We start from the raw sequence: 20,738 nt of genomic DNA on the forward strand, positions 1-20,738 counted from the left end.
TTATCTCTCCAAGTATTCTTTCATCTCTGCTAGAGGAATTTGATTAATGCTGGCACGTCCTAATTCAGGTACGATGACCGTTTTAATGGTCTTACCTCGTGCTTTTTTATCATGGGTAAGGGCTGTGTAGAGCGTCTCAACCTCCCAAGGCTCATGGCTCGTTGGCAAGCCAAACTTCTCACACATCAAGCGAATATCCTCTGTGATACCCTGTGGCATTAAGCCTTTTTGCTCTGCGACACGTGCGATTTGCACCATGCCAATGGCTACCGCTTCGCCGTGCATGACCTGACCGTAACCAGCAGTCGCCTCAACAGCGTGCCCAATGGTGTGTCCAAAGTTGAGATAGAGGCGCACACCATTGTCAAGCTCATCCTCGACAACAACCTTACGCTTGACGTTACATGAGCGGTAAATGATACTCTCGGCGTGCTTTAGGATACTGTCTATTGAGCCATCCATATGCTGCAGCTCATCCCACAGCTCAACATCATCAATCAAACCGTACTTAATGACCTCACCCATACCCTCAATTAGCTCACGTTTACCAAGCGTCTGAAGGGTATCTGGGTCAATCAGCACACCATCTGGCTGGGTGAAAGTACCCACCATATTTTTAGCATAAGGAGTATTGACACCGGTCTTACCACCGATAGAGGAGTCGACTTGCGCAGTCAGGCTAGTTGGGATTTGCAAAAAGTGAATGCCACGCATATAAGTAGACGCTACAAAACCAGCTAAGTCGCCAACCACACCGCCACCAAGCGCCACAATACCATCGCTTCTAGTCATGCCTGCTTTTGCTAAAAATTCATAGGCTTTATTGACCGTTGTGAGATTTTTCCTGGCTTCGCCCTCTAAAAAATCAAAAACTGCCACTTCAAAGCCAGCGTCTTCTAAGCTCAACTTGACTTTTTCAGCATAGAGACGTCCGACATGGTTGTCTGTGATGATGACTATTTTTTGTGGCTGCCATAGGCTCTTAACCCATTGACCTGCCTTTGATAGACTGCCATGCTCGATGACGATATCATAGGGGCTTTGTGGTAAATCAACGTGTAATCGCATATCGTTCCTCCTCTTCTAAAGGATTAGTGTGTGTCGTAGGTTTCAGTTAGCGCCTGCCAAATCTCCTCTGTCGGCATGGTCACACCTGTCCAAGCTTCATAAGCTTCTGCAGCTTGGAAAAGGAGCATGCCTAACCCATTAAGCGCTGTTAGCCCTTTACTTCTCGCATAAGCTAAAAACGGTGTCTCAAAAGGCTGATAAATGACATCCGCCACCAAAAGATTATCTGGAAAAGTCATATCAGGCTTGATAATCATAGACTCTCCATCCATCCCGATACTTGTCGCATTGACAAGGAGTTGAGACTGAGCTGTCTTTTCCTCAATGCTATCAAGGTCTTCAACTGGCAAGACCTCAAGCTCTGCACCTGTTTTTTCAGAAATCATCTTGGCATAGGCTTTAGTTTGCTCTAAGAAGGGCGTTTGATTGAAAATAGTGATTTTCTTAGCGCCATTTAGGGCAGCTTGTGCGATGATAGCTGTCGCAGCACCGCCACCGCCTAGGATAGTCATGGTTTTGCCCTTGACGTCAAAGTCAGCAAAAGTCGCTAAACTTCTGAAAAAACCGATACCGTCTGTATTGTGCCCAATCAATTTGCCATCACGGTTGATAACAGTATTGACCGCACCAATCAATTGCGCAGACTCTGTCAACTCATCCATATAAGGCATGACCGTTTGCTTATAGGGCATGGAAATATTGACCCCAAACATATCATAGCGTTTGATATTGTCAAGACTAGCAGCAACGTCCTCTTCAGGGACATCCCAAGCGACGTAGACACCGTTGACACCTGTCTTGTCAAAAGCGTAGTTATGAATAAAAGGCGAAATCGAATGTTTTATCGGTCTAGCGACAACAGCAGCTAGACGTGTGTGTCCATCAATCTTCATCTAAGACCTCCTGAATGAGCTTCATATTGTTGAGCGAAACTTGCCCTGGTGCGCTGGCTTGGTCGAGACTAGCAAAAGTCCAGCTAGAGCCGACAAGGTCAGATGCCAAGCGTGAAATACGTCCCAATTTTCCCATAGACATGGTCGCAAACTCTTGCTCTGGATTGATACTCTTAAAACCACGGGTGTAGTTCATCAAGTCAAGCACTTCCTGCTCTGTCTTTGGCATGGTGGCAATCTTGACCACACGAGGCGCAAGAGACGTCAACTCTGAAAAGATTTCCATGATATCCTCTGGCATCTCCTCAAAATTGTGGTAAGACAGCACAAGATTTGGAAAATCAAGCATCTGTGAAAAGACATCCTTGTGTGAGTAATACTCAAAATCAATGTAATCAGGGTGATAGATGGCATCAATCTCACGAATCAAGCCAACATATTCCTCACTTGTAAGGGTCAGCTGACCGCCTTCTTTGCTGGTTCTTATGGTAAAGATGATTTCATGACCTGCAAATTTTTCAAAAATAGCAGGCGCAACTGTGATGATGTCATCTTTTGGTAATACATCTGCACGCCACTCGATAATATCAACTCCATGAAAGCGAGAGATGTCAATTGCTTGAGCCTCTTCTAAACTACGAGGCATTACTGGTACTACTATTTTCATTGCTCAACCTTTACTGTAAAAACTTTTAGATATTGACTTTGGGCGTCTGCCTTATTGCTCGCAAAATCGGATGGCAAAGTCTTAAAATCTAAATAGGTATGCGTAACTTCTCCAAAACCTTTCTCCAACTGCTTTTTAAACTGCGCCTTGCTGACATTTGCCGCATTGGTCGAGGCAATCAAAACGCCGTTTTCTGTGAGCAGCTCCAAAGCCTGACTAATCAGCTTGTGATAGTCCTTTGCGACTGAAAATGTTCGCTTTTTATTACGAGCAAAACTCGGCGGATCAAGAACGATCACCTCAAAACGTAATCCTTTTTTCTTGGCATATTTAAAGTAATCAAAGACATCCATAACCACAAAATGGTGATTTTCTAAAGAAAGACCATTTGCCATAAAATGCGCTTTAGAAAGCTCACGAGAGCGTTTTGCAAGGTCAACAGATGTCGTCTCAAGAGCACCTCCCATAGCTGCAGCTACTGAAAAAGCTGCTGTGTAGGAAAACATATTGAGCAGGCGTTTACCTGTCGCAAGACCATCTACCAAGCTCCCTCTCACCTCATGCTGATCAAGGAAGATACCTGTCATCAGACCATCATTTAGAAAAACGCTGTAAGCCACACCATTTTCTAAAATAGTAAAGGTCTCAGGTGCCTCCTGTCCATAGAGATGAGCGCTCTCATAGTCAAGCCCCTTAAAGCGAAGCTTTTCATAAGCGCCGATAAGTTCTGGAAAGACGGACTGAAAAGCTTCGATAATGGTCTGTCTATTCTCGTAGACAAAGGTATTGTACCATGAAAAAAGCGCATAATCACCATAGCGATCAATGGTTAAGCCACCAAAGTTATCGCCATCTTGATTGAAAAGACGATAAGCTGTAGTTTGGCTGTCATTTTCATAAGCTTGACGCTTTTGTCTTGCTTGCTCAAAAAGCGCTCTAAAGTAAGCCACATCAAGCTTTAGCTTTTTGGGCGATAAAAACCATCCCACGCCTTTATTTTGCTCAGACAAGTAAGCCGTTCCTAAAAAAGCAGACTTAGGCGAATAAAGGAAAACCAGCTGATTTGCTGATGTCTGGGTTGATATATCATGTTTGTCAAGAAGTTGGACGCCACTTGCAAGTTTTTTTTGCAAACTAGCATCGACAAATAGTTTACTCATACCTTCCATTATAGCAAAAATTCAAATATTTTCCCACCTAATTTACAATTTCAAATGATAACTTTTCCAAAAATATGTTATAATCAAATTTGAGATTTTAACTTTAGGAAATTGATAGCATAAGGATGTTCCTATTTTGAAAAAAATAAAAGAAACGCTTTTCGGAATTTTAAGCACACGTCTAGGCTTTGTCCTGACTTTGGTCTTGTGTTATTGGCTAAAGACCATGTGGGCTTATCACACTGATTTTAGTTTAGGACTGGAAAATATCTACCAAGTTCTCTTATCTATTTTCAATCCCATTCCACTAACACTACTGCTTTTGGGATTGTCTCTTTATGTTAAGAGAACAAAGGTATTTTATACTCTGGCTTGGGTTATTTATACCTTACTCAATGTCCTTTTGATTGCTAATGCCATTTACTACCGAGAATTTTCAGATTTCTTGACAGTCAATGCCATGCTAGCAAGTTCTAAGACATCGACAGGGCTTGGAGATTCAGCGCTCAATCTGATGCGTGTTACAGATATTATCTATATCCTAGACTACATCATCTTGATTGCTCTTTTTGCCACCAAGAAAATCCACACGGATAAGCGCCCATTTAACAAACGGGCAAGCTTTGCCGTAACGGCACTCTCTGGTATGCTCTTTTCAGTCAACCTCTTTTTGGCGGAGATTGACCGTCCTGAGCTTCTAACCAGAAGTTTCTCAAATGTTTACTTGGTGCGTGCCTTGGGGCTTCCAATGTTTACCGCCTACAGTGGTAATCAAACCTACCAAGCACAAAAAGAGCGCAGCCAATCAACCGCTGAAGAACTCAAGCAGGCAAAAGCCTATGTTGAAAAACACTACGCAGCGCCTAATCCTAAGTACTATGGTATTGCTAAGGGTCGCAATGTCATCGTCATCCACTTAGAGAGCTTCCAGCAGTTCTTGATTGACTACAAGCTAAACGTCGATGGTAAAGAGTACGAGGTCACACCGTTTATCAACTCACTTTACCATTCAAACGAAACACTTGCTTTTTCAAACTTCTTCCACCAAGTTAAGGCAGGAAAAACTTCTGACGCTGAGACTTTGATGGAAAACTCCCTCTTTGGTCTTAGCAGTGGTTCTTTCATGGTCAACTACGGTGGTGAGAATACCCAATTTGCCACACCAAATATCCTAGCGCAAAACGGTGGCTACACAAGCGCTGTTTTCCACGGAAATGTGGGGACTTTCTGGAACCGTAACAACGCCTACAAACAATGGGGCTACAACTACTTCTTTGACTCAAGCTATCTCTCAAAACTAACCAAGGAAAACTCTTTCCAATACGGTCTTAACGACAAGTACATGTTCAAGGACTCTATCAAGTATCTTGAGCATATGCAACAGCCGTTTTATGCTAAGTTTATCACGGTAAGTAACCACTTCCCATACACCAGTCTTGACGGTGACTCTAAGGAAAAAGGTTTCCCACTTGCCAAGACAAACGATGAAACCATTAACGGCTACTTTGCTACAGCCAACTATCTGGACTCTGCACTGCGTTCTTTCTTTGACTATTTGAAAGCGTCAGGTCTTTATGACAACTCTATCATCGTCATGTACGGTGACCACTATGGTATCTCAAACTCACGTAACACTAGTCTAGCACCACTTCTTGGAAAGAACTCTGAGACATGGACAGACTATGACAATGCTATGCTGCAGCATGTGCCTTATATGATTCACATTCCGGGCTATACAGAAGGTGGTATCAATGAGACTTATGGTGGGGAGGTCGATGCGCTTCCAACGCTTCTACATCTTCTCGGTATCGATACCAAGAACTATACGATGGTTGGACAAGACCTGCTCTCTACGCAAAACAGTCAGATTGTAGCGCTTCGGACATCTGGTTACTTTATCACACCAGAGTACACCAGCTACGGTGGACAGCTCTACTACACCAAGGACGGTACAGAAATCACCAATCCTGATAGCACGACCGAAGAAAAGGTCAAAGCTATCCGTGAAGCCGCTGCCGAACAGCTAAAAGTCAGCGACGAGATTCAAACAGGTGATTTGCTACGCTTTGATACGGACAATGGGCTCAAGACCGTTGACACCAGCAAGATTAACTACACCAAGGCGATGAGCCAGATGAAAGCCATCGAAAAGAAACTTGGTGATAAGTCAACCAGCCTCTACAGCCAAAACGGCAACAAGTCAACGCAAAGTCTCTTCAATGCACCAAGCTACCTGCAATTGAGCGAAACCATAACAAGTTCGAGCACCAGCTCAACTAGTGAGTCAGAAAGCTCCAGCACAAGTTCAGAATAATCACAAAAGCGACTAGCTATGCTAGTCGCTTTTAGTTTACTCTTTACTTTGCAATGGTAAAGAAATCCTTATAATCGCCTATATAGTTTCGCCCAGTTGTAATATCATACTGAATCATCTTCAAATCCTCTTGTGTTACCTTGTCACGCTTGTTTTGACTGTTTGGCAATGCTTTGGTCAAAAGAGCATAGTAAGGAGAAACTTTTGAATTTGTCTCTTCTAGGAGAAGGGCTGGAAAGTCATTGGAGCGAATCTCAGGATAATTGAGTTTTGGTGTGTCATAGTTTGACCAGATAAAGTAATCAGTCAAGTATTGACTCTCTGGGTTATCTTTAAAGAAATCCTCAGGATAAATGCCTGGTAGGTGATCTCCGTAAAAGACCACCGTGACTTTCTTAGGATACTCCTTTAGCTTATCCAAAAAAGCCTTCGTCGCTTTATCCGTCTCTGCGATTAAGTTAGTGTAATTATGAAGCTGCTGATTACGGCTCTCAGAAAAGTCCTGGCCAGAGATACTAATCGTATCACCGATATTGGAAGAGTAAGGACTGTGATTTTGCATAGTCATGACAGAGAAAAACTGGCTTTCATTGCTATTAAGCTTATCAAGGATGTTTTGATAAGTAGCTGTGTCACTATAGTGTACACCTAATGAACCTGTGTCTGTTGGTTTATCCTTTGTCCCAGAGGTCGCTACAAAGGTATCAAAGTCAAGCCTTGAGTAGACCAATTTGCGATTGTAATTACCAGCGCTAGCGAGATGGATAGCAATTCGATTTTTAGCACTGTACTGCTCGCTAAGTGTTGGCACATAGAACATGTAAGGAAAGACATCTGCATATAAAACTGAAACACCTGACTTAAAGTTCGTCATCGGAAGCCCTGTCAAGGACTGAAACTCCATATTAGCCGTTCCACCACCATAACCATCTGAGAGCATAAGACCACCTGTTGACTCTTGTTCAACTTGTGTGATGTACTCCAGTGGGTTAGCACTTGCGGTAATGCCTGCCAGTCTTGTTGGATTGGCTAAACTTTCACTCAAGATATAAATTACTGTCTGGTCAGATAGATTTTGCTGACGTGATTTGTTCAGCTCTGCTGCTGCATTTTTGTATTTGTCATAGATAGCTTTTATTTTAGCTCGGCTATAGCCTTTTGGTATCGCCATTTTCTTTGTAGTAAGGCTATTTACCCAGACATAGCTTAATGATTGATAATTAGCTTTAGCATTGATACCTAGCCAAGAAATATCATAGAGATTGTAAAGCGAGGAAAGTACAGGCACACCCGTTGGAAAACTCCCCTCATCATGGTTACTGATATAGCGAATACCTGTTACTGACACCACCAGCATAACAATGACCACACTCAAGCGCTCTTTCCATTTACGCATAATAGCACCAGACAAAAGGCGACCTCTAGCTAAGAAAAGAAGCCCTGAGACGACAAATATCCCTATCACAACAGCCATGATGATTTCATTGGAGACGTAGGCTTTGAAAAAGGAAATCTCTCGAATCCAAATCAAATCAGACGGCAAGAAGGGCTCTTGACGAAGCGCATACTTCGCTTGATTGACCACAGCAATGATAACTGCAAGTAAAATCACAAGTACCAAAGACACTAGATAGCGGTTGATGATAAGAAAAATGACAAAGAAAAGCAGTGTGAGGACGATAATCTGAAAAATCGTAGCTCCAGGAGCAGTGTAGTAATCGTACCATTTTCCCTTATCTGTGATACCTGCTTGGATGAAGTAATTGGCGATGGCTGCTACCAAAAGACTACTTGACAATGCCAAGGACAAGCTTGGACGATTGGATTTAAGATGATGGAGAGCCTTTAAGAACAGGTAATTAACAAAAAAGAAAAGAACAAAGAATGTTGAAACATACTGGATAACCGACCAAATGAGCTGCCCCTCGGATACCCCACTCCCAATAGGCAAAAGGTGGTTAGACTGGAGACGGTCTAAAAAGATATCTCCTGTCAGATAGACTGCTGACAGCATGCTTGAGAGGACAAGCCTGCGATTAAAACGTGATACATCAAGGCTAAACTGCTCTCTATCTTGTCCAAACTGAATGATGTATTGAAAACCATAAGCAAGGACAATAATCAGCACCGACTCTAACAAAAAATTGGTCTGCCAAAAGGACTTAAAGGCTTCCCAGTGAAAATCCTTATTATTAAGTGAGAGAGTCATATCCATCCAATAGGAGGCTATCAGATAAAGCACGTAACCACAGGCAAAGCGCACTACAAAGCGCCAAGTGACTAACCTACTAATCAAGAGACCAATGATAATCACAATCGGCACCTGAAAAAGAAATGGGAGCACACGACTCGTCTCGTTTTGTGCCACTGCTAGATTATTCCAAACAAGATAAATGCTAGACTCTAAAAAGAGTAGGAAAATAAGCACCTGATACCAAAAATTCCGTGAGGTCATCAAGTGCTTAAACCAATTAAGCATAGCTCTAAAAGAACGCTTGAACCACTTGCCGACAGCTTCTTTAGAAAAATTTTCCTTATTTAGTGTCGGTAGTATTCGATTGCTGACTTTTTTCATAATAATTACTAATCCATTTTGCGATTGGCTTTGGCCAAAACTGTTCATACATGAATAAATCTTCTTTTGTGCGGGTATTATCCTTTATGGTGTTGCTCGTTTCAGAATCCTCATGGATACGGTGAAACATCAACTGCTCTGGCACATAGTCAAAGCGCCCTTTCTTTTTAGCAATCTCTGCCCAAGCAAACCAGTCAATAGATACTTTCATTTCAGGGTCAAATTGGAAGTCTGACAGTTTTTCAAGATTATAGGTCACAGCAGGACAAGAGATAGGATTGCCCAGCGAAAGCACACGACGACGCCACCATTTCCATGACGGAAATACCGCTAAAGTGCCTAGCATAAGGCGCTTGATTTTGAGATTGGTGTTTACCGTGACCTTCTGGTTATTTTTAAACTCATAGTAATCACTGTAGGCAATCAAAGTCTTTGGCGACATTTTTGCCATAATTTTTTGAGCATAGTCGGGCTCGTAGTAGTCATCCTGATGTGCTATGGTGACATAAGGCGTTGTCACAAACGATAGCGCTGCATTCCAGTCTTTACCGATAGAACCGCCAGTTGCCGTATAATATGGAATGTGATACTGCTTACACAAATCCTCAATATAGCGGCTTGGAGTAGAGGTATAAAGCAAAATCTCTGATGAATAAGTCTGCTGCTTAAGAGAGGCAATACACTCACCAAGATAAGGGCTATCCCCATAAGCGCAAACAACAAAGCTGTGATTAGTCACGCTTGTCACCATCCTCTCTAATATCTTTTTTAACCATAGATACCTCTTGGATGAGGTCTTTAATAGCCTCTTTTTGCTTTGAAATCTGAATGGTTTGGAAAAAGAGCAAAACCATCAGTAAAATAACCGCTAAAAACAGGACAAAGTTGGAAGTTAGTTGAAAGCCTAGTATTCTGCTAAACCAACCTGGAATAGAAGGAAATAACGCACAAATCACCATCAAAATCCCTAACACCAACCACATAGCAGCTTGGTCAAAGAGAATTTTATTTTTATTGATCCCTCGGATGACAAAATATAAAAATAGCAAAGCTGTCACTAACATGACAAGAGAAAATATGGACATTACTCACTCTCCTTCATAAAGACTGCCACAACAATAGACAAACAAACCTCTAACATATAGCGAATGGATTTGAAAGGCGTAATCGAGGATTGCCCACCTGAGCGGTCATACATATTAGCTGGACACTCGACCACTCGTTTTTTACGCTTTAGGACATGTACCGTTGACTCTGGCTCTGGGTATTTTCTCGGATAGCGCTTAGCAAACTGAGCGACAATTTCTTTATTAGCTAAGCGGTAACCTGATGTGGTGTCATAGATTTTTTGACCTGTCACAAGCTTCATCATAAAGGAGATGACGTTGATACCAAAGCGGCGCATGAAGGTCGTTTGAAACTCTGAACGCACATCTCCGACAAAGCGTGACCCAATCACAAGATCTGCTTTGCCTCCTTTGATAGGCTCTAGAAGACTTGGTAGCGATGTAATATCGTGCTGACCGTCTCCATCAAATTGAACTGCCACATCATAGCCATGTCTAGCAGCGTACTTGTAACCTGTCTGAACGGCTCCACCAATTCCCAAGTTTGAAATCAGGTGAATGGCACTGAGATGATTACTATCTAAAATCTCCTTTGTTCTATCTGTTGACCCGTCATTGATGACGATATAGTCTAGAACAAAGTCCAGCTGCCTTTGCTCTCTAAAGTCTAAAATCGACTGCACCGTCTTTAAAATACTCTCTTCCTCATTGTAAGCAGGAATGATTACTAATACTTTCATACGTTATTATCCTTCATTTAGTAATTTCTTTGTCAGTAAAAAAACACCGATACTCAGCACCAAAAAAACAATCATGGCAATCAAAAAACTATATGCGGCACCAAGCATCCCTAACTTTGTAATCAAAGGCGTTGAAATCATCTTTGACACAATAAAGGTCACTATATAGACAACCATAAAATTCACTTGTTTTCTAAAGATAGTCATCATATTACCAATGACCGAAGCTAGCACATTAAAAATACCACCGAGCAGTAAAATCACAAACTCCCATTTATACTGCGTCAAAGGAACGCCATACAAAAGTCCAAGTACTTCTGTTCCTACCAAATAACCAGCTACTATTACAAATAGACCAAAGCCCAGCAAAATCAGAATGAGCTTTCCAAAAGAGCTATAAAACTGACGGTAGTCCTTGTCTAGCCATACCCTTGATAAATCTGTGATTAAGGGACGTAAAATGATCAACAGCAAGGACATGATAAAAGTCGGCATAAAGAGGATGTTAAAATCCCTCTGAAGCCCTGTCTGCAACTGCCCTGATGACAGTAAACCATCAATGACTAATTTAGGTTCATTAAAGATATAGTTAATTAAAAAACCACTAAAAAACAAGGGAAAGCAAGTAACTAGCACAGACCAGATTTGCTTGGCTTGCAAACGACGTCGCCACGTTATCGTATGACCAAAATGGCGTGACATATATCTAAAATCCAACAAGAAAGACAGCAACACATTTAAGCCAAAAATACCTAAGCAAGCTAACAAAAGCGAACCTGTCAAGAGCAATATGAGGTAGAAACTAATCATGATGACAATGCTTCTGAAAAAAAGGATTTTTCCAGCTAAGTCAGAGCGCTCATGTTGTTGGAAAAAGCCTTGAAACACATCTGAAAAAGCATCTACCGCACGGCTCATCACCAAGATAAGAAAGATTAAGGTCTTTTCAGCAGTATAGTGGCTAACAGCTGCAAAGATAAAGGTTGAGCCAATCATGAGCAAAATTGTCACAATTCTAGTTTCCAAATACACTTGAAAATCAAACTTCTCACGCACATCAGTCGCTTGATAATCCCGAACCTGAAACAAACCAACTACAAACAACTGCTGCCCAAGCGAATAAATAATTCCAAATAAATCTGAGGACTCTGGTGACAACAACCTGGCAGCAAATATCAAAAGGACTGTTGAAATTACAGAAGACGAAACTGAGCCAATCATATTCCAAATATAATTGCTCTTTTCATTTATAGCGTTACGTGTCATAAATTAGCCTTTACAGTAAAAACGAGCAAAGAGGGGAATGAGTTTACATTTTTCCATAATGGAAAAACTTGAAACAATGAAGCGAACCTTAAGAGACTCTCCTTTTAGTTGTTTATTAAAGAATGGAGAGAGGTTTGATTGTAAGTTTTTTCGTTCAATATAGCGGTATACTCTACTATGCTCCTCTACAAAGCGACTCGTACTGGCACTGCGCCCTGAATAAAGTAAATAGTAGATATAAAAGCGTTTGAAATAATACTTTTGAATACTATCTAAATTTTCTTGTTTACTTAATATAGCGTCAAATAAGTACAAAATATCAATATTAGGTTTAAATCCAACATGGTCTGTATTAGAGATACTCTCAGTATTAAAATACCAATTATAACCAATGTAATCAATGACCGTAACTTTTTTTGCAAATGAGTAAGCCAAGAGATTAAAGTAAACATCCTCACCTATTCCATAATCAAGAAATTCCAGATTATGCTGTACTAAAAACGCTCTACGATACAACTTTGCCCACGGTGCTATGACCATATATTTTGCCCAATCGGTGGTATTTAAGTGCTGTTGGTGTAATACTTTACTATCACTAACACGCTGGTAGCCTCCTACCACTATATCGGCATAAACTTTTGACACTTCAGAATAAAACGTCGAACAATAATCTTTATTGATATAGTCATCATTATCAACAAACATAATATATTCACCTTGCGCTAAGGTTATTCCTCTATTACGTGTTTTAGCAACCCCCTCATTTTCCTTATCAACTACCTTAACTCTCTCATCCATTGCTGCATAATAGTTTAAAATACTAAGAGAATCATCTTTGGAGCCGTCATTTAACAAAAGTAACTCAAAGTCTGTAAAGTCTTGTTCTAAAATAGAATCAATACATTTTGCAATATGTTTTTGAGCATTATACACGGGGATAATAATGGAAATAGCAGGTTGTTTCATAAAATTACTTTCTATATCGTTAGTTATTGTCCAGTATTACATCATTGAGATACTTAAGAGAAGCATCGCTACAGTTGAGTACAGACTGGTTTGTAAGACAAGTGAGTCAGAAATAGCACCAATCGTTATTTGTTTGGGCTTAAAGGAAGTGATAACAGCCAGTATCAAAATATACAGGCTAATGTAGTAACGCCCTTGTACACCTATAACTTCAAAGTGACCAACAGGTGTCCATGTCAAGAACATAATCCCAGTAACCCCTAGTACAATAGCTGAGCTAACGGCAATGATACCAAAGCGTGTCCAGTTGCTAAGCTTAATCTTACCAAGATTGAAAAAGACAATCGTTGCATATAAAAGCAAGAAATAAACGTAAAAGTTGCTCATTGAAAGATCTAGCCAACCAAACTCATAGAGCTGCCCTAAGCGAGCTCCAAAATTCAAGAACTCTTTTAAAATAACAGGGACATAAATATTCGGTTGTGTTATGAGATTATGCAATTGTTTTGGCAAGCTCACATTTGGCAAACTCATATTGGAGCCAAGCTGGCTTGTCGTTTTATACCAAATCGCTGTTGCAAATAGCAAAGCAATGATGGCGATAAAAGAAGACCAGTACAGTTTTGCTGATTTGAAACGCTTTTTAGGGATAAAAATCAAGAGCCCAGCAAAAGCCACAAACGGTAATTTGGATAGCATGACCAAAGCACAGATAACGATGTAAGTCAGCATGTGACCAATATCGATTGGCTTCTTCCTCTCAATCAGATAAAGGAAAAAACCAACAGCAAGCAACTGATAGCCAAGAGCCGTGCCATCTTGGTTATAAGAACCTACAAGAGCTATACTCATCGGAAATGTTGCTCCTAAAAACATCAACTGACTAAAGCGGCCACTAAACTTAATGGCTAACACAGCAAGAAAAGCATAAAATAACGCATTACAGATACGCCCTAGGTAATAAATAAAACCAACATTAAGGTGCAGTAATTTTCCTATTGCAATACCAATAGCTTGTGGGAGGTAACTTAAAAAGCTATACTGATTTGTTCCACGGTAATCCATCTCACCCTTTGCAAAAGGTACCATTTTATCACTACTAGAGATTGAAAAAAGATTTGTTTGGGTTATTTTAACCTTAGCTTGGTTATTTACTTGTCGATAATCCTCTGAAATAAGGAGATTTTTAGGATTGTCATCAAGATTAATCTCACCTGATGCTACTTTTAAGGAACGTGCAAAATGTACTGGCTCATCTGGTGTATTTAAAATCGGCGTCACAAGCGCACTAGAAACACCTAAGAAAGCAATGAACACATATAATCCCTTAGTGTTTTGCTTGTCCAACAAATGAGGTAATAACAAACTCACCAACAGAAAAATAGCCGTCACCAGATAGACAAGCTTAGGAATACCAACCTCACCAGGGTAAGCAATCAAAACAGCACAAGCTACCAATAGAAGAGCCAAGCTATACTTATAATTTTGTTTGATTAACTGTCTCACTTCCATCTTTTCTCAACTCTTTCTACTCTTTTCTAAGGAATATTTTGTATAGTCTCCCCCTATCTCAACACGATTGGCTAAACGTATACCTCGCCACTTCTCAATATGAAAGAGAGGATTTACCACTAGCCAATAAAGTTTTCGTTTCCACGAATATTGCTTATCATGAAGAATCTTAGAGCTGTCTTTGATACTAGCCTTTAGGCTGTTACGCCAGACTGACACTAGCGATACAGGATTTGTAGAACCACTATTTACACGAACATTATAAGTTTCATCAAAGATACGTTTTTTATACTCTGATAGTAGGACATCATTAGAATGTTCCACAACAGCTTTACCATTATAAGCTTTAATATAGCCTGCATCTACAATATCCTTACCATACTCGTAATCTTCAGAATAAGGAACATTTCGATAGCCTATTTCATGTAACAAAAATTCTCTCGGAGCAGCTGAGCAAACATCACTATAAAAAGAAGCTTCTGTATAGTGCCCTTTTTGTTCAGGGGTGTCTCTTGTCCATAAAGTAATCGCATCATTGACACCCTGATCATGAAATACAGCATTGATATCATATTTCATCGCTGGAAAGCAAGTTCTTCTAGGCTCTTGACGACCTAATACAGCCACAATTTTCTCATTCAATGCAAAAGGTGCAACCATTTCCGCTAACCACTTGTTGTTAGCTGGCACAGCATCTTGTGTCAAATAAACGACAATGTCCCCTTTTGCCCATTCAGCTGCTTTTTGGCGTGTACCACCATGAGAATACTCTTTTTTAGGCAATTTGACCAATTGTAAATTTCCATATTGTTCTGCAAACCTTTCGATAATAGCAACAGAATTATCTGAGGATTCAGAATCAGTGATGATAACATCCCATGAAAAATCTGTTTCTTGTTGATAAAGAGCGGTTAGAGTTTCCTCTAAATGGTCATTTTCTCCATTATAAACAGGTATAAAAACCGTTGCTTTAAGGTGTTTATCCATCTATAACCTCACGTTTGATGATTTCGTCCACTTTTTGGTAACTTTCTTGCCAAGAAGCACCCTGATATTTTTGACTCATTTGCTCAGCGTGCTGATTAACGTCTTTACGTTCAACAGCATTGCAAAGTTGCTGTGCTAACGCTACTGGATAGGCTTCTGTGTATAGAATATCCTCAGTCTCACCTAAAACCATGCGATTATTGTCTCCATCGTTCATGACAGGAATACAACCTGCCACTAAAAGTTCTAATGGTAATAAAGACACATTTGTCAATGACAAGACCAGACATGCTACACTTTCATGATAGACCTGCGCTAGTTCTTCTTTATTTAAAATACCTCGGTCAATAAATTCAAATGGTATATCATAGTTAGACATATCTTGACCGAAGAATTCAATCTCATAATCTGGGTGCTTTTCTTTAAAAATCTTCAACGCCATGACACCAATCTCAAAGCCACGACGTTCTGTGTGAGCACGTGCATAAAAACAGATTTTTTTCTTTTTGATTACCTCAGTTTTTGGGCGATAAATCTCAACATCAGCACCAAAATCAAAATAGTCTGCCTGCATACCATATTCGCTGACTTTCTGAGTCAACCAACGCCCTGCAGTAATCCCATAAAAACCAAATTTATATGTTGCTTCAGCTAATTTATAACGTGAACCTAAACCATAAAAAACTGGCTCAAAATCCTGTACAAAATAAAACTTATGAAGATTTTTTTCTTTCAGATTAAAAGCTGCGTAAGCTGTATCCCAACTTGTTGCAAAAACAACGTCCTGATTTTTAAATTCTGCCAGTTCCCTTACTTCAACATCAATACCATACGAGCGCTTAAAGATATCTTGTGCTTCTTTTGCTGACTGGTTGATAGTATTGACATGATAAAGATAAAAAGAAACATTATGCCCTTGTTCTTGGAGGTACTTTACAAAACGTGAGATGGTTGTATGACCTCCTCCTCCGGGACCCACTGGTTGTGTTAACCAAGCAATATTCAAATACTTTTTACTAATCTTTTTAGGTTTCTGATAAGGAAAATTTATGTAATCCGCCTTCACAATATCATCAAATTGTGGCATAGCAGGAAGATGTAATAAATCAATTTTTGCTGGTTGCGCCTGAGGCGAAGCTTGATGACCTAGGCGCTCTTTTACTTTTCGTAATGTTGCACACATGCCTTCCTGACGGTAACTTCTAATAACTTTTTTTAACATGTTCTTTTCCATCCTAGTCATGGCTCTATTTTTTTAATTTTTTTATTACTTTTTTAGTCACAAATTTGGCAGAATTGACATTTGCCTGATACCAATAGCGCAATGCACTCTTGAAACCGCCGTTTTGGTTAAAATCTGCGAAAGTTTGAGGAACAGCAACTACAGGTTTATGGTTGAGCAATTTATTATCAATAAACGGCGTAAGAGCGACAGGTGTCGGACTAATTCTAAAATCATAGTGACAATCCCAAGCGATATAAACAAGTAGACGCTCCATAGCATGTAATACTGAATTTTGAGGAAGTGGCTCTTTAGGGATAATTTCTAAGTCTATTTTTAAGTCAAATAAAGGTTTTAAGGCATCGTATTTGAACCACACAAAAGTACCATAACTCATCACAAAGGTGTGAAAGTTTTCAAAATCAATCGCCTTATTAAGTCCCATAGAAGACCAAAGTTGATTCATCGCAGGGGCAATCAAAGCCTCATTTCCAGCATCCACAATCTTATTGTATCTAAAAAATGTAGGGATATCTGCAATCACAAGTCCCAATGTTTCAGCTTCTAACTGGGAAATTATAGTATCAGCTGGAAGAATCATACTTTCAATCAGCTCATGGCGCCATGACTCACCTGCCCAAAAATCTGCTTCTTTGGACTTTTTCGTATGAAAATGACCTATATAGTCATACTTAGATAAAACATCACCCAACCTAAGCATAGGAATAATATCACGCCCGATATTATCAAAGACATAAATACTTGCTTTAGTATTTTCTTGTGTTAGCTGATTTTCTATCTCTGTTCTTTTTTCTTCAGAGTCTGTTGTGATAAACAAGTCATAATCAAAATGACAGGATTCAAATGCTCTTAAAAACTCTCCAAGCAAATCTGTATAATAGACATGTAAATGAATTGCTATCTTTTTTTCAACTTTTATCAGCGGCTTTTCTTTTAGATACTTCTTTCCTAATTTATAAGGATTGTCTGGCATATAAGTGTCTGATAAATGATGAATCATCACATCAATAGGATAATCCGTTTTACGTTCAATATAATCAAGTAAATACGGAGCAATACTGTTGTTTGCTTCTGGAATTTTCACCTTGAAAAAGGGAACCTTAGCCTCCAATAATGCCGTTGGATGATATAAACTAAAATTAGGAGGTAGATTATTGTGGACAGGAGCTTCAACTGTATCAAAAACGACTCCATATTGAAAACCAGCTTCTAAAAAAATAGAAGTTGTTTGCGCTTCATAATTATCAATAACGTCTTGAACATCCGAAAAATCTTTAATAGTGGACCAATAATTTTTAAAGGTACTAGATGTTGCTAACTTTTTCTTGTAAACAACAAAATAACTTTGGATATGCTCTGGCAGCACATCGCCTGCTCGGTGATTGGTCATTCCCCAAAAATCGACATTCTCATCTGACTCAAAACGCTTATAATAAGGTTCTAAATCCCATAGAGGTCCAAAGCAGGTATCATTCATCATTGTAACAGAATCATACTCTACTAGACTTTCATAACCCACTAAACTCAAGCCATCACGCCAAGCTGCAAAATCAAACCCTTTATTCTCACGCTGAAGAAAAACATCAATCATGTGTTTCTTTTTCAATTGTTCAACTTCTTCTTGATTTACAGCACTATTACTGATAAAAACAATCTTAGAAAATAGCGGACACACCTTCTCCAATTGATATTTAACATGCGGACTCACTATATCATATTTATTGAAGTGAACATACAGCAGTAAGCGGTTCATTTTTTTCTCCTTAAAAAGTTAATGATTTTTGTTGGAATAATCCAGCGGCGAGAGTTGATGACTGTATTATATTGATGTGTCATTTTTGTCAGCTCTGCCTTATAAAATTCAAGTTCTGATTGTAGCTTAGTGTATTTGTCAAAAGCTTCATCAAGCTCCTTATTTAGCTGGTCAATATCTTCAGATAAAACATTTGCTACGTAGTCTGTTGCATGAATATTCGTAAGATTGAACAACTCATAGCTTAACGTAAACTCCTTGTTAGCTATCTTTGAAATGTCGTAAACCAATTGTGGATCCGAATTTGCAAATATAACATAGCCACCTAGGAAATGACCGTTAGTTAAGGCAGGTTGAAGGATTTCTCCACTTTCCTTTACCTCTAAATGGACATATTTGTAAAAACTTGGTAATTCTGATAAATCAATACGTACTTGATCTACTGAAGCGTCAAATTGTATATTTATACGGTCTGATTGTGCAAAGTCATAGCTAAACTTACAGTCTTCTGACAAGGTCTCATCTTTAGAGCTATAGTAAATATTTACTTTTTGATTATAGTAATCTAAGGTAATATTGTGCCCAAAATGCAAGTCCGATGCTGCTCTCACTTCCTCAGGATAGCTATTGACATATTTCCCGAGGATATGAACATAAGCTTGATAGTACTTCAACATCAAATTCCTAGCTTGACCAGACATCGAATTTTCTAAAACTCTATAATAAAAGAATGTCGTCTCGCAGGGAACAGCCTTCGCTTTTTTATGCGTAATCAAGTATAAAAAGAAATCGAAATCCTCTAGCCTCTTACCGTTGAGGTAGTCATCATAGCGAACATCACCTATGATTGAACATCTCACAAGTGAACAAGAATCAATAAAATTCGATTTAAAGAGGCGGCTAAGCGAGAAAAATTCTAAAGGTAAAACTTCTCTTTGAGTATCAGGATTGATAAGACGTGTATAAATAATATCGCCCTGACTCTCTTGTGCTTTTTGAACAAGTTCCTCTAAAAAATTAGGAGTAAGATAATTGTCACTGTCTACAAAAAGAACAAACTCACCTTTTAATACATCAAAGGCTTTATTGCGAGTTTTTACTAGACCTATGTTCTCATGCGATAGAAAGGTGACTTTTTCTAAATTGGTTTGTTCTACAAAAGATTCTATCACCTCAGAAGACCGATCTGTTGAACCATCATTGATAATGATAAGTTCAAAATTGCGGTAAGTTTGCTGCTCAATACTTTCTAGACATTGTTTAATGTAAGCTTCATGATTGTAGCACGTTACAATAACTGAAACGAAATTGTTCATTTCTTAAATTCCCATTTTCCTCTGCGCTGTAAGAGTCCTGTTGCAGAATCTTTTTCTGAGATATCATCTGTTGCGATATCATCACGTACAATAAAGACCACTGGTGAATTTGCAGTGTCTGCAAAAGCAACCATTTTATCGTCATCATCACGTACAGATACCTGCAACTTAAGCTTTATATCATTTAAGCTTGGCATATCACAGGTATAAATAACTGATTTATGCCCCTTCCCACTGGTCATATAATCCAATGAATTATCATTATAAATCCATATATTGCGGTCAATATCGGTTAAAGAAAAAGCAATGTAGGTAGCGGTGTCATCTAAAACATCGTAAGAAATTCTAAACTGCACTTTCTCCTTTGGACTTATAGTATTTGCAGAAAGCAACTCTACTTTTAGGTTATCTACACATAAGGACTCTTCTTGCTCTTCTTTCTTATCTTCTGTAACAGATGTTGGAGCTACAGCATTATCAAAGCTATACTGGTTAGCCACATCGTCTGGATTTCCCAGCGCTTTCACCAAACCATTTTCGATGAGTACTGCTTGGTTACAGTATTTTTTGACAGCGCCCATGTCGTGTGTTACAAGGATGGTGGTTTTACCGCTTTTTTTGCGCTCCATAAAGTAGTCGTTACACTTGCGCTGAAAGGCTTCGTCACCAACAGCGAGCACTTCATCCAAAATCAAGACATCTCCTTGTGCCTTGATAGCTACGGAAAAGGCTAAGCGCACTTGCATACCGCTGGAGTAGTTTTTGAGCTTTTGATTCATAAAGTCACCAAGCTCAGCGAAATCGACGATGTCATCATACATAGCGTCCACTTCTTCTTTTGAAAAACCAAGAAGGGCACCATTCATGTAGACATTTTCACGTCCTGTCAGCTCTGGGTTGAAACCTACACCAAGCTCGATAAAGGACACTAGCTTACCATCTACCGTCACACTGCCTTTTTCAGGGACATAAATTTGTGAGATGATTTTTAGAAGTGTTGATTTACCAGAACCGTTACGTCCAACGATACCGAAAAAGTCACCCTCTTTGACTTCAAAGGAGATGTCTTTTAAGACATGTTGCTCCTTGTAGCCTTTAATCCCTCGAAAGCGATTGACCATAGCTGTCCGCAAACTGTAAGTACTCTCAGTTGGTAATTTAAAGAACTTGCTGACATGCTCTACCTTGACGACTGTTTTTGCTTGACTCAT

Annotated in this window: 17 protein-coding genes; 1 reads left to right on the forward strand and 16 read right to left on the reverse strand. The window is 39.5% G+C overall.

Going from position 1 to position 20,738, the window contains the following annotated elements:
* From aroB to AALA56_RS04740, 4 genes are read right to left on the reverse strand one after another with little or no spacing between them, the layout of a single operon-like run.
* Positions 1-1,068, reverse strand: coding sequence for a 3-dehydroquinate synthase (gene aroB / locus AALA56_RS04725; protein WP_369909009.1), 1,068 nt, complete (start codon positions 1,066-1,068; stop codon positions 1-3).
* A gap of 23 nt (positions 1,069-1,091) precedes the next feature.
* Entirely contained in the window at positions 1,092-1,961 is an 870-nt protein-coding gene (locus AALA56_RS04730) for a shikimate dehydrogenase (protein ID WP_369909011.1), read from the reverse strand.
* A complete protein-coding gene (aroD, locus tag AALA56_RS04735) occupies positions 1,951-2,628 on the reverse strand; it encodes a type I 3-dehydroquinate dehydratase (RefSeq protein WP_115270343.1) in 678 nt (225 codons plus the stop codon). The genes AALA56_RS04730 and aroD overlap by 11 nt, the downstream gene beginning before the upstream one ends.
* Positions 2,625-3,788, reverse strand: coding sequence for a class I SAM-dependent rRNA methyltransferase (locus AALA56_RS04740; protein WP_369909012.1), 1,164 nt, complete (start codon positions 3,786-3,788; stop codon positions 2,625-2,627). Before AALA56_RS04740 ends, aroD begins: the two co-directional genes overlap by 4 nt.
* Before the next feature lie 136 nt (positions 3,789-3,924).
* On the opposite strand from AALA56_RS04740, the gene AALA56_RS04745 reads away from it, so the two are divergent.
* Positions 3,925-6,102, forward strand: a complete 2,178-nt coding sequence (locus tag AALA56_RS04745; protein WP_369909014.1) for an LTA synthase family protein — start codon at positions 3,925-3,927, stop codon at positions 6,100-6,102.
* A gap of 43 nt (positions 6,103-6,145) precedes the next feature.
* On the opposite strand, the gene AALA56_RS04750 is transcribed toward AALA56_RS04745, so the two are convergent.
* The 12 genes from AALA56_RS04750 to AALA56_RS04805 are packed head-to-tail and all read right to left on the reverse strand — an operon-like array spanning position 6,146 to position 20,738.
* A complete protein-coding gene (locus AALA56_RS04750) occupies positions 6,146-8,677 on the reverse strand; it encodes an LTA synthase family protein (protein ID WP_369909016.1) in 2,532 nt (843 codons plus the stop codon).
* Entirely contained in the window at positions 8,637-9,416 is a 780-nt protein-coding gene (locus tag AALA56_RS04755) for a glycosyltransferase family 2 protein (protein WP_369909018.1), read from the reverse strand. Before AALA56_RS04755 ends, AALA56_RS04750 begins: the two co-directional genes overlap by 41 nt.
* Positions 9,409-9,762, reverse strand: a complete 354-nt coding sequence (locus AALA56_RS04760; RefSeq protein ID WP_277294689.1) for a DUF2304 domain-containing protein — start codon at positions 9,760-9,762, stop codon at positions 9,409-9,411. Before AALA56_RS04760 ends, AALA56_RS04755 begins: the two co-directional genes overlap by 8 nt.
* On the reverse strand, positions 9,762-10,484 hold the full coding sequence (locus AALA56_RS04765; RefSeq protein WP_369909020.1) for a glycosyltransferase family 2 protein: 723 nt from the start codon (positions 10,482-10,484) through the stop codon (positions 9,762-9,764). Before AALA56_RS04765 ends, AALA56_RS04760 begins: the two co-directional genes overlap by 1 nt.
* 6 nt (positions 10,485-10,490) lie before the next feature.
* Positions 10,491-11,705 carry a lipopolysaccharide biosynthesis protein gene (locus AALA56_RS04770; RefSeq protein ID WP_369909021.1) on the reverse strand — a complete coding sequence of 405 codons (1,215 nt, stop codon included), beginning with the start codon at positions 11,703-11,705 and terminating at the stop codon, positions 10,491-10,493.
* Positions 11,706-11,753: 48 nt separating this feature from the next.
* Entirely contained in the window at positions 11,754-12,716 is a 963-nt protein-coding gene (locus tag AALA56_RS04775; protein ID WP_369909022.1) for a glycosyltransferase family 2 protein, read from the reverse strand.
* 36 nt (positions 12,717-12,752) lie between these two features.
* The gene (locus tag AALA56_RS04780; protein WP_369909023.1) at positions 12,753-14,228 is read right to left on the reverse strand and encodes a DUF2142 domain-containing protein; all 1,476 of its coding nucleotides are present in this window, start codon (positions 14,226-14,228) and stop codon (positions 12,753-12,755) included.
* A gap of 6 nt (positions 14,229-14,234) precedes the next feature.
* On the reverse strand, positions 14,235-15,215 hold the full coding sequence (locus AALA56_RS04785; RefSeq protein ID WP_369909024.1) for a glycosyltransferase family 2 protein: 981 nt from the start codon (positions 15,213-15,215) through the stop codon (positions 14,235-14,237).
* On the reverse strand, positions 15,208-16,437 hold the full coding sequence (locus AALA56_RS04790) for a rhamnosyltransferase WsaF family glycosyltransferase (RefSeq protein ID WP_369909025.1): 1,230 nt from the start codon (positions 16,435-16,437) through the stop codon (positions 15,208-15,210). The genes AALA56_RS04785 and AALA56_RS04790 overlap by 8 nt, the downstream gene beginning before the upstream one ends.
* Positions 16,438-16,462: 25 nt before the next feature.
* Positions 16,463-18,211: a rhamnan synthesis F family protein gene (locus AALA56_RS04795; protein WP_369909026.1), complete on the reverse strand. Its 1,749-nt coding sequence runs from the start codon at positions 18,209-18,211 to the stop codon at positions 16,463-16,465.
* Positions 18,208-19,527, reverse strand: coding sequence for a glycosyltransferase family 2 protein (locus tag AALA56_RS04800; RefSeq protein ID WP_369909027.1), 1,320 nt, complete (start codon positions 19,525-19,527; stop codon positions 18,208-18,210). Before AALA56_RS04800 ends, AALA56_RS04795 begins: the two co-directional genes overlap by 4 nt.
* Positions 19,524-20,738, reverse strand: coding sequence for an ABC transporter ATP-binding protein (locus tag AALA56_RS04805; protein WP_277066640.1), 1,215 nt, complete (start codon positions 20,736-20,738; stop codon positions 19,524-19,526). The genes AALA56_RS04800 and AALA56_RS04805 overlap by 4 nt, the downstream gene beginning before the upstream one ends.

Origin of the sequence: Streptococcus hyointestinalis (genome assembly GCF_041225505.1) — a bacterium.
Taxonomy (GTDB): Bacteria; Bacillota; Bacilli; order Lactobacillales; family Streptococcaceae; genus Streptococcus; species Streptococcus hyointestinalis_B.

Bases quoted from the DNA above. Each gene is read 5' to 3' on its own strand.
- AALA56_RS04765 (WP_369909020.1), bottom strand. From the start codon at position 10,484: ATGAAAGTATTAGTAATCATTCCTGCTTACAATGAGGAAGAGAGTATT.
- aroB (WP_369909009.1), bottom strand. From the start codon at position 1,068: ATGCGATTACACGTTGATTTACCACAAAGCCCCTATGATATCGTCATC.
- AALA56_RS04760 (WP_277294689.1), bottom strand. From the start codon at position 9,762: ATGTCCATATTTTCTCTTGTCATGTTAGTGACAGCTTTGCTATTTTTA.
- AALA56_RS04800 (WP_369909027.1), bottom strand. From the start codon at position 19,527: ATGAACAATTTCGTTTCAGTTATTGTAACGTGCTACAATCATGAAGCT.
- aroD (WP_115270343.1), bottom strand. From the start codon at position 2,628: ATGAAAATAGTAGTACCAGTAATGCCTCGTAGTTTAGAAGAGGCTCAA.
- AALA56_RS04750 (WP_369909016.1), bottom strand. From the start codon at position 8,677: ATGAAAAAAGTCAGCAATCGAATACTACCGACACTAAATAAGGAAAAT.
- AALA56_RS04780 (WP_369909023.1), bottom strand. From the start codon at position 14,228: ATGGAAGTGAGACAGTTAATCAAACAAAATTATAAGTATAGCTTGGCT.
- AALA56_RS04730 (WP_369909011.1), bottom strand. From the start codon at position 1,961: ATGAAGATTGATGGACACACACGTCTAGCTGCTGTTGTCGCTAGACCG.
- AALA56_RS04805 (WP_277066640.1), bottom strand. From the start codon at position 20,738: ATGAGTCAAGCAAAAACAGTCGTCAAGGTAGAGCATGTCAGCAAGTTC.
- AALA56_RS04795 (WP_369909026.1), bottom strand. From the start codon at position 18,211: ATGAACCGCTTACTGCTGTATGTTCACTTCAATAAATATGATATAGTG.
- AALA56_RS04775 (WP_369909022.1), bottom strand. From the start codon at position 12,716: ATGAAACAACCTGCTATTTCCATTATTATCCCCGTGTATAATGCTCAA.
- AALA56_RS04740 (WP_369909012.1), bottom strand. From the start codon at position 3,788: ATGAGTAAACTATTTGTCGATGCTAGTTTGCAAAAAAAACTTGCAAGT.
- AALA56_RS04785 (WP_369909024.1), bottom strand. From the start codon at position 15,215: ATGGATAAACACCTTAAAGCAACGGTTTTTATACCTGTTTATAATGGA.
- AALA56_RS04770 (WP_369909021.1), bottom strand. From the start codon at position 11,705: ATGATTGGCTCAGTTTCGTCTTCTGTAATTTCAACAGTCCTTTTGATA.
- AALA56_RS04790 (WP_369909025.1), bottom strand. From the start codon at position 16,437: ATGTTAAAAAAAGTTATTAGAAGTTACCGTCAGGAAGGCATGTGTGCA.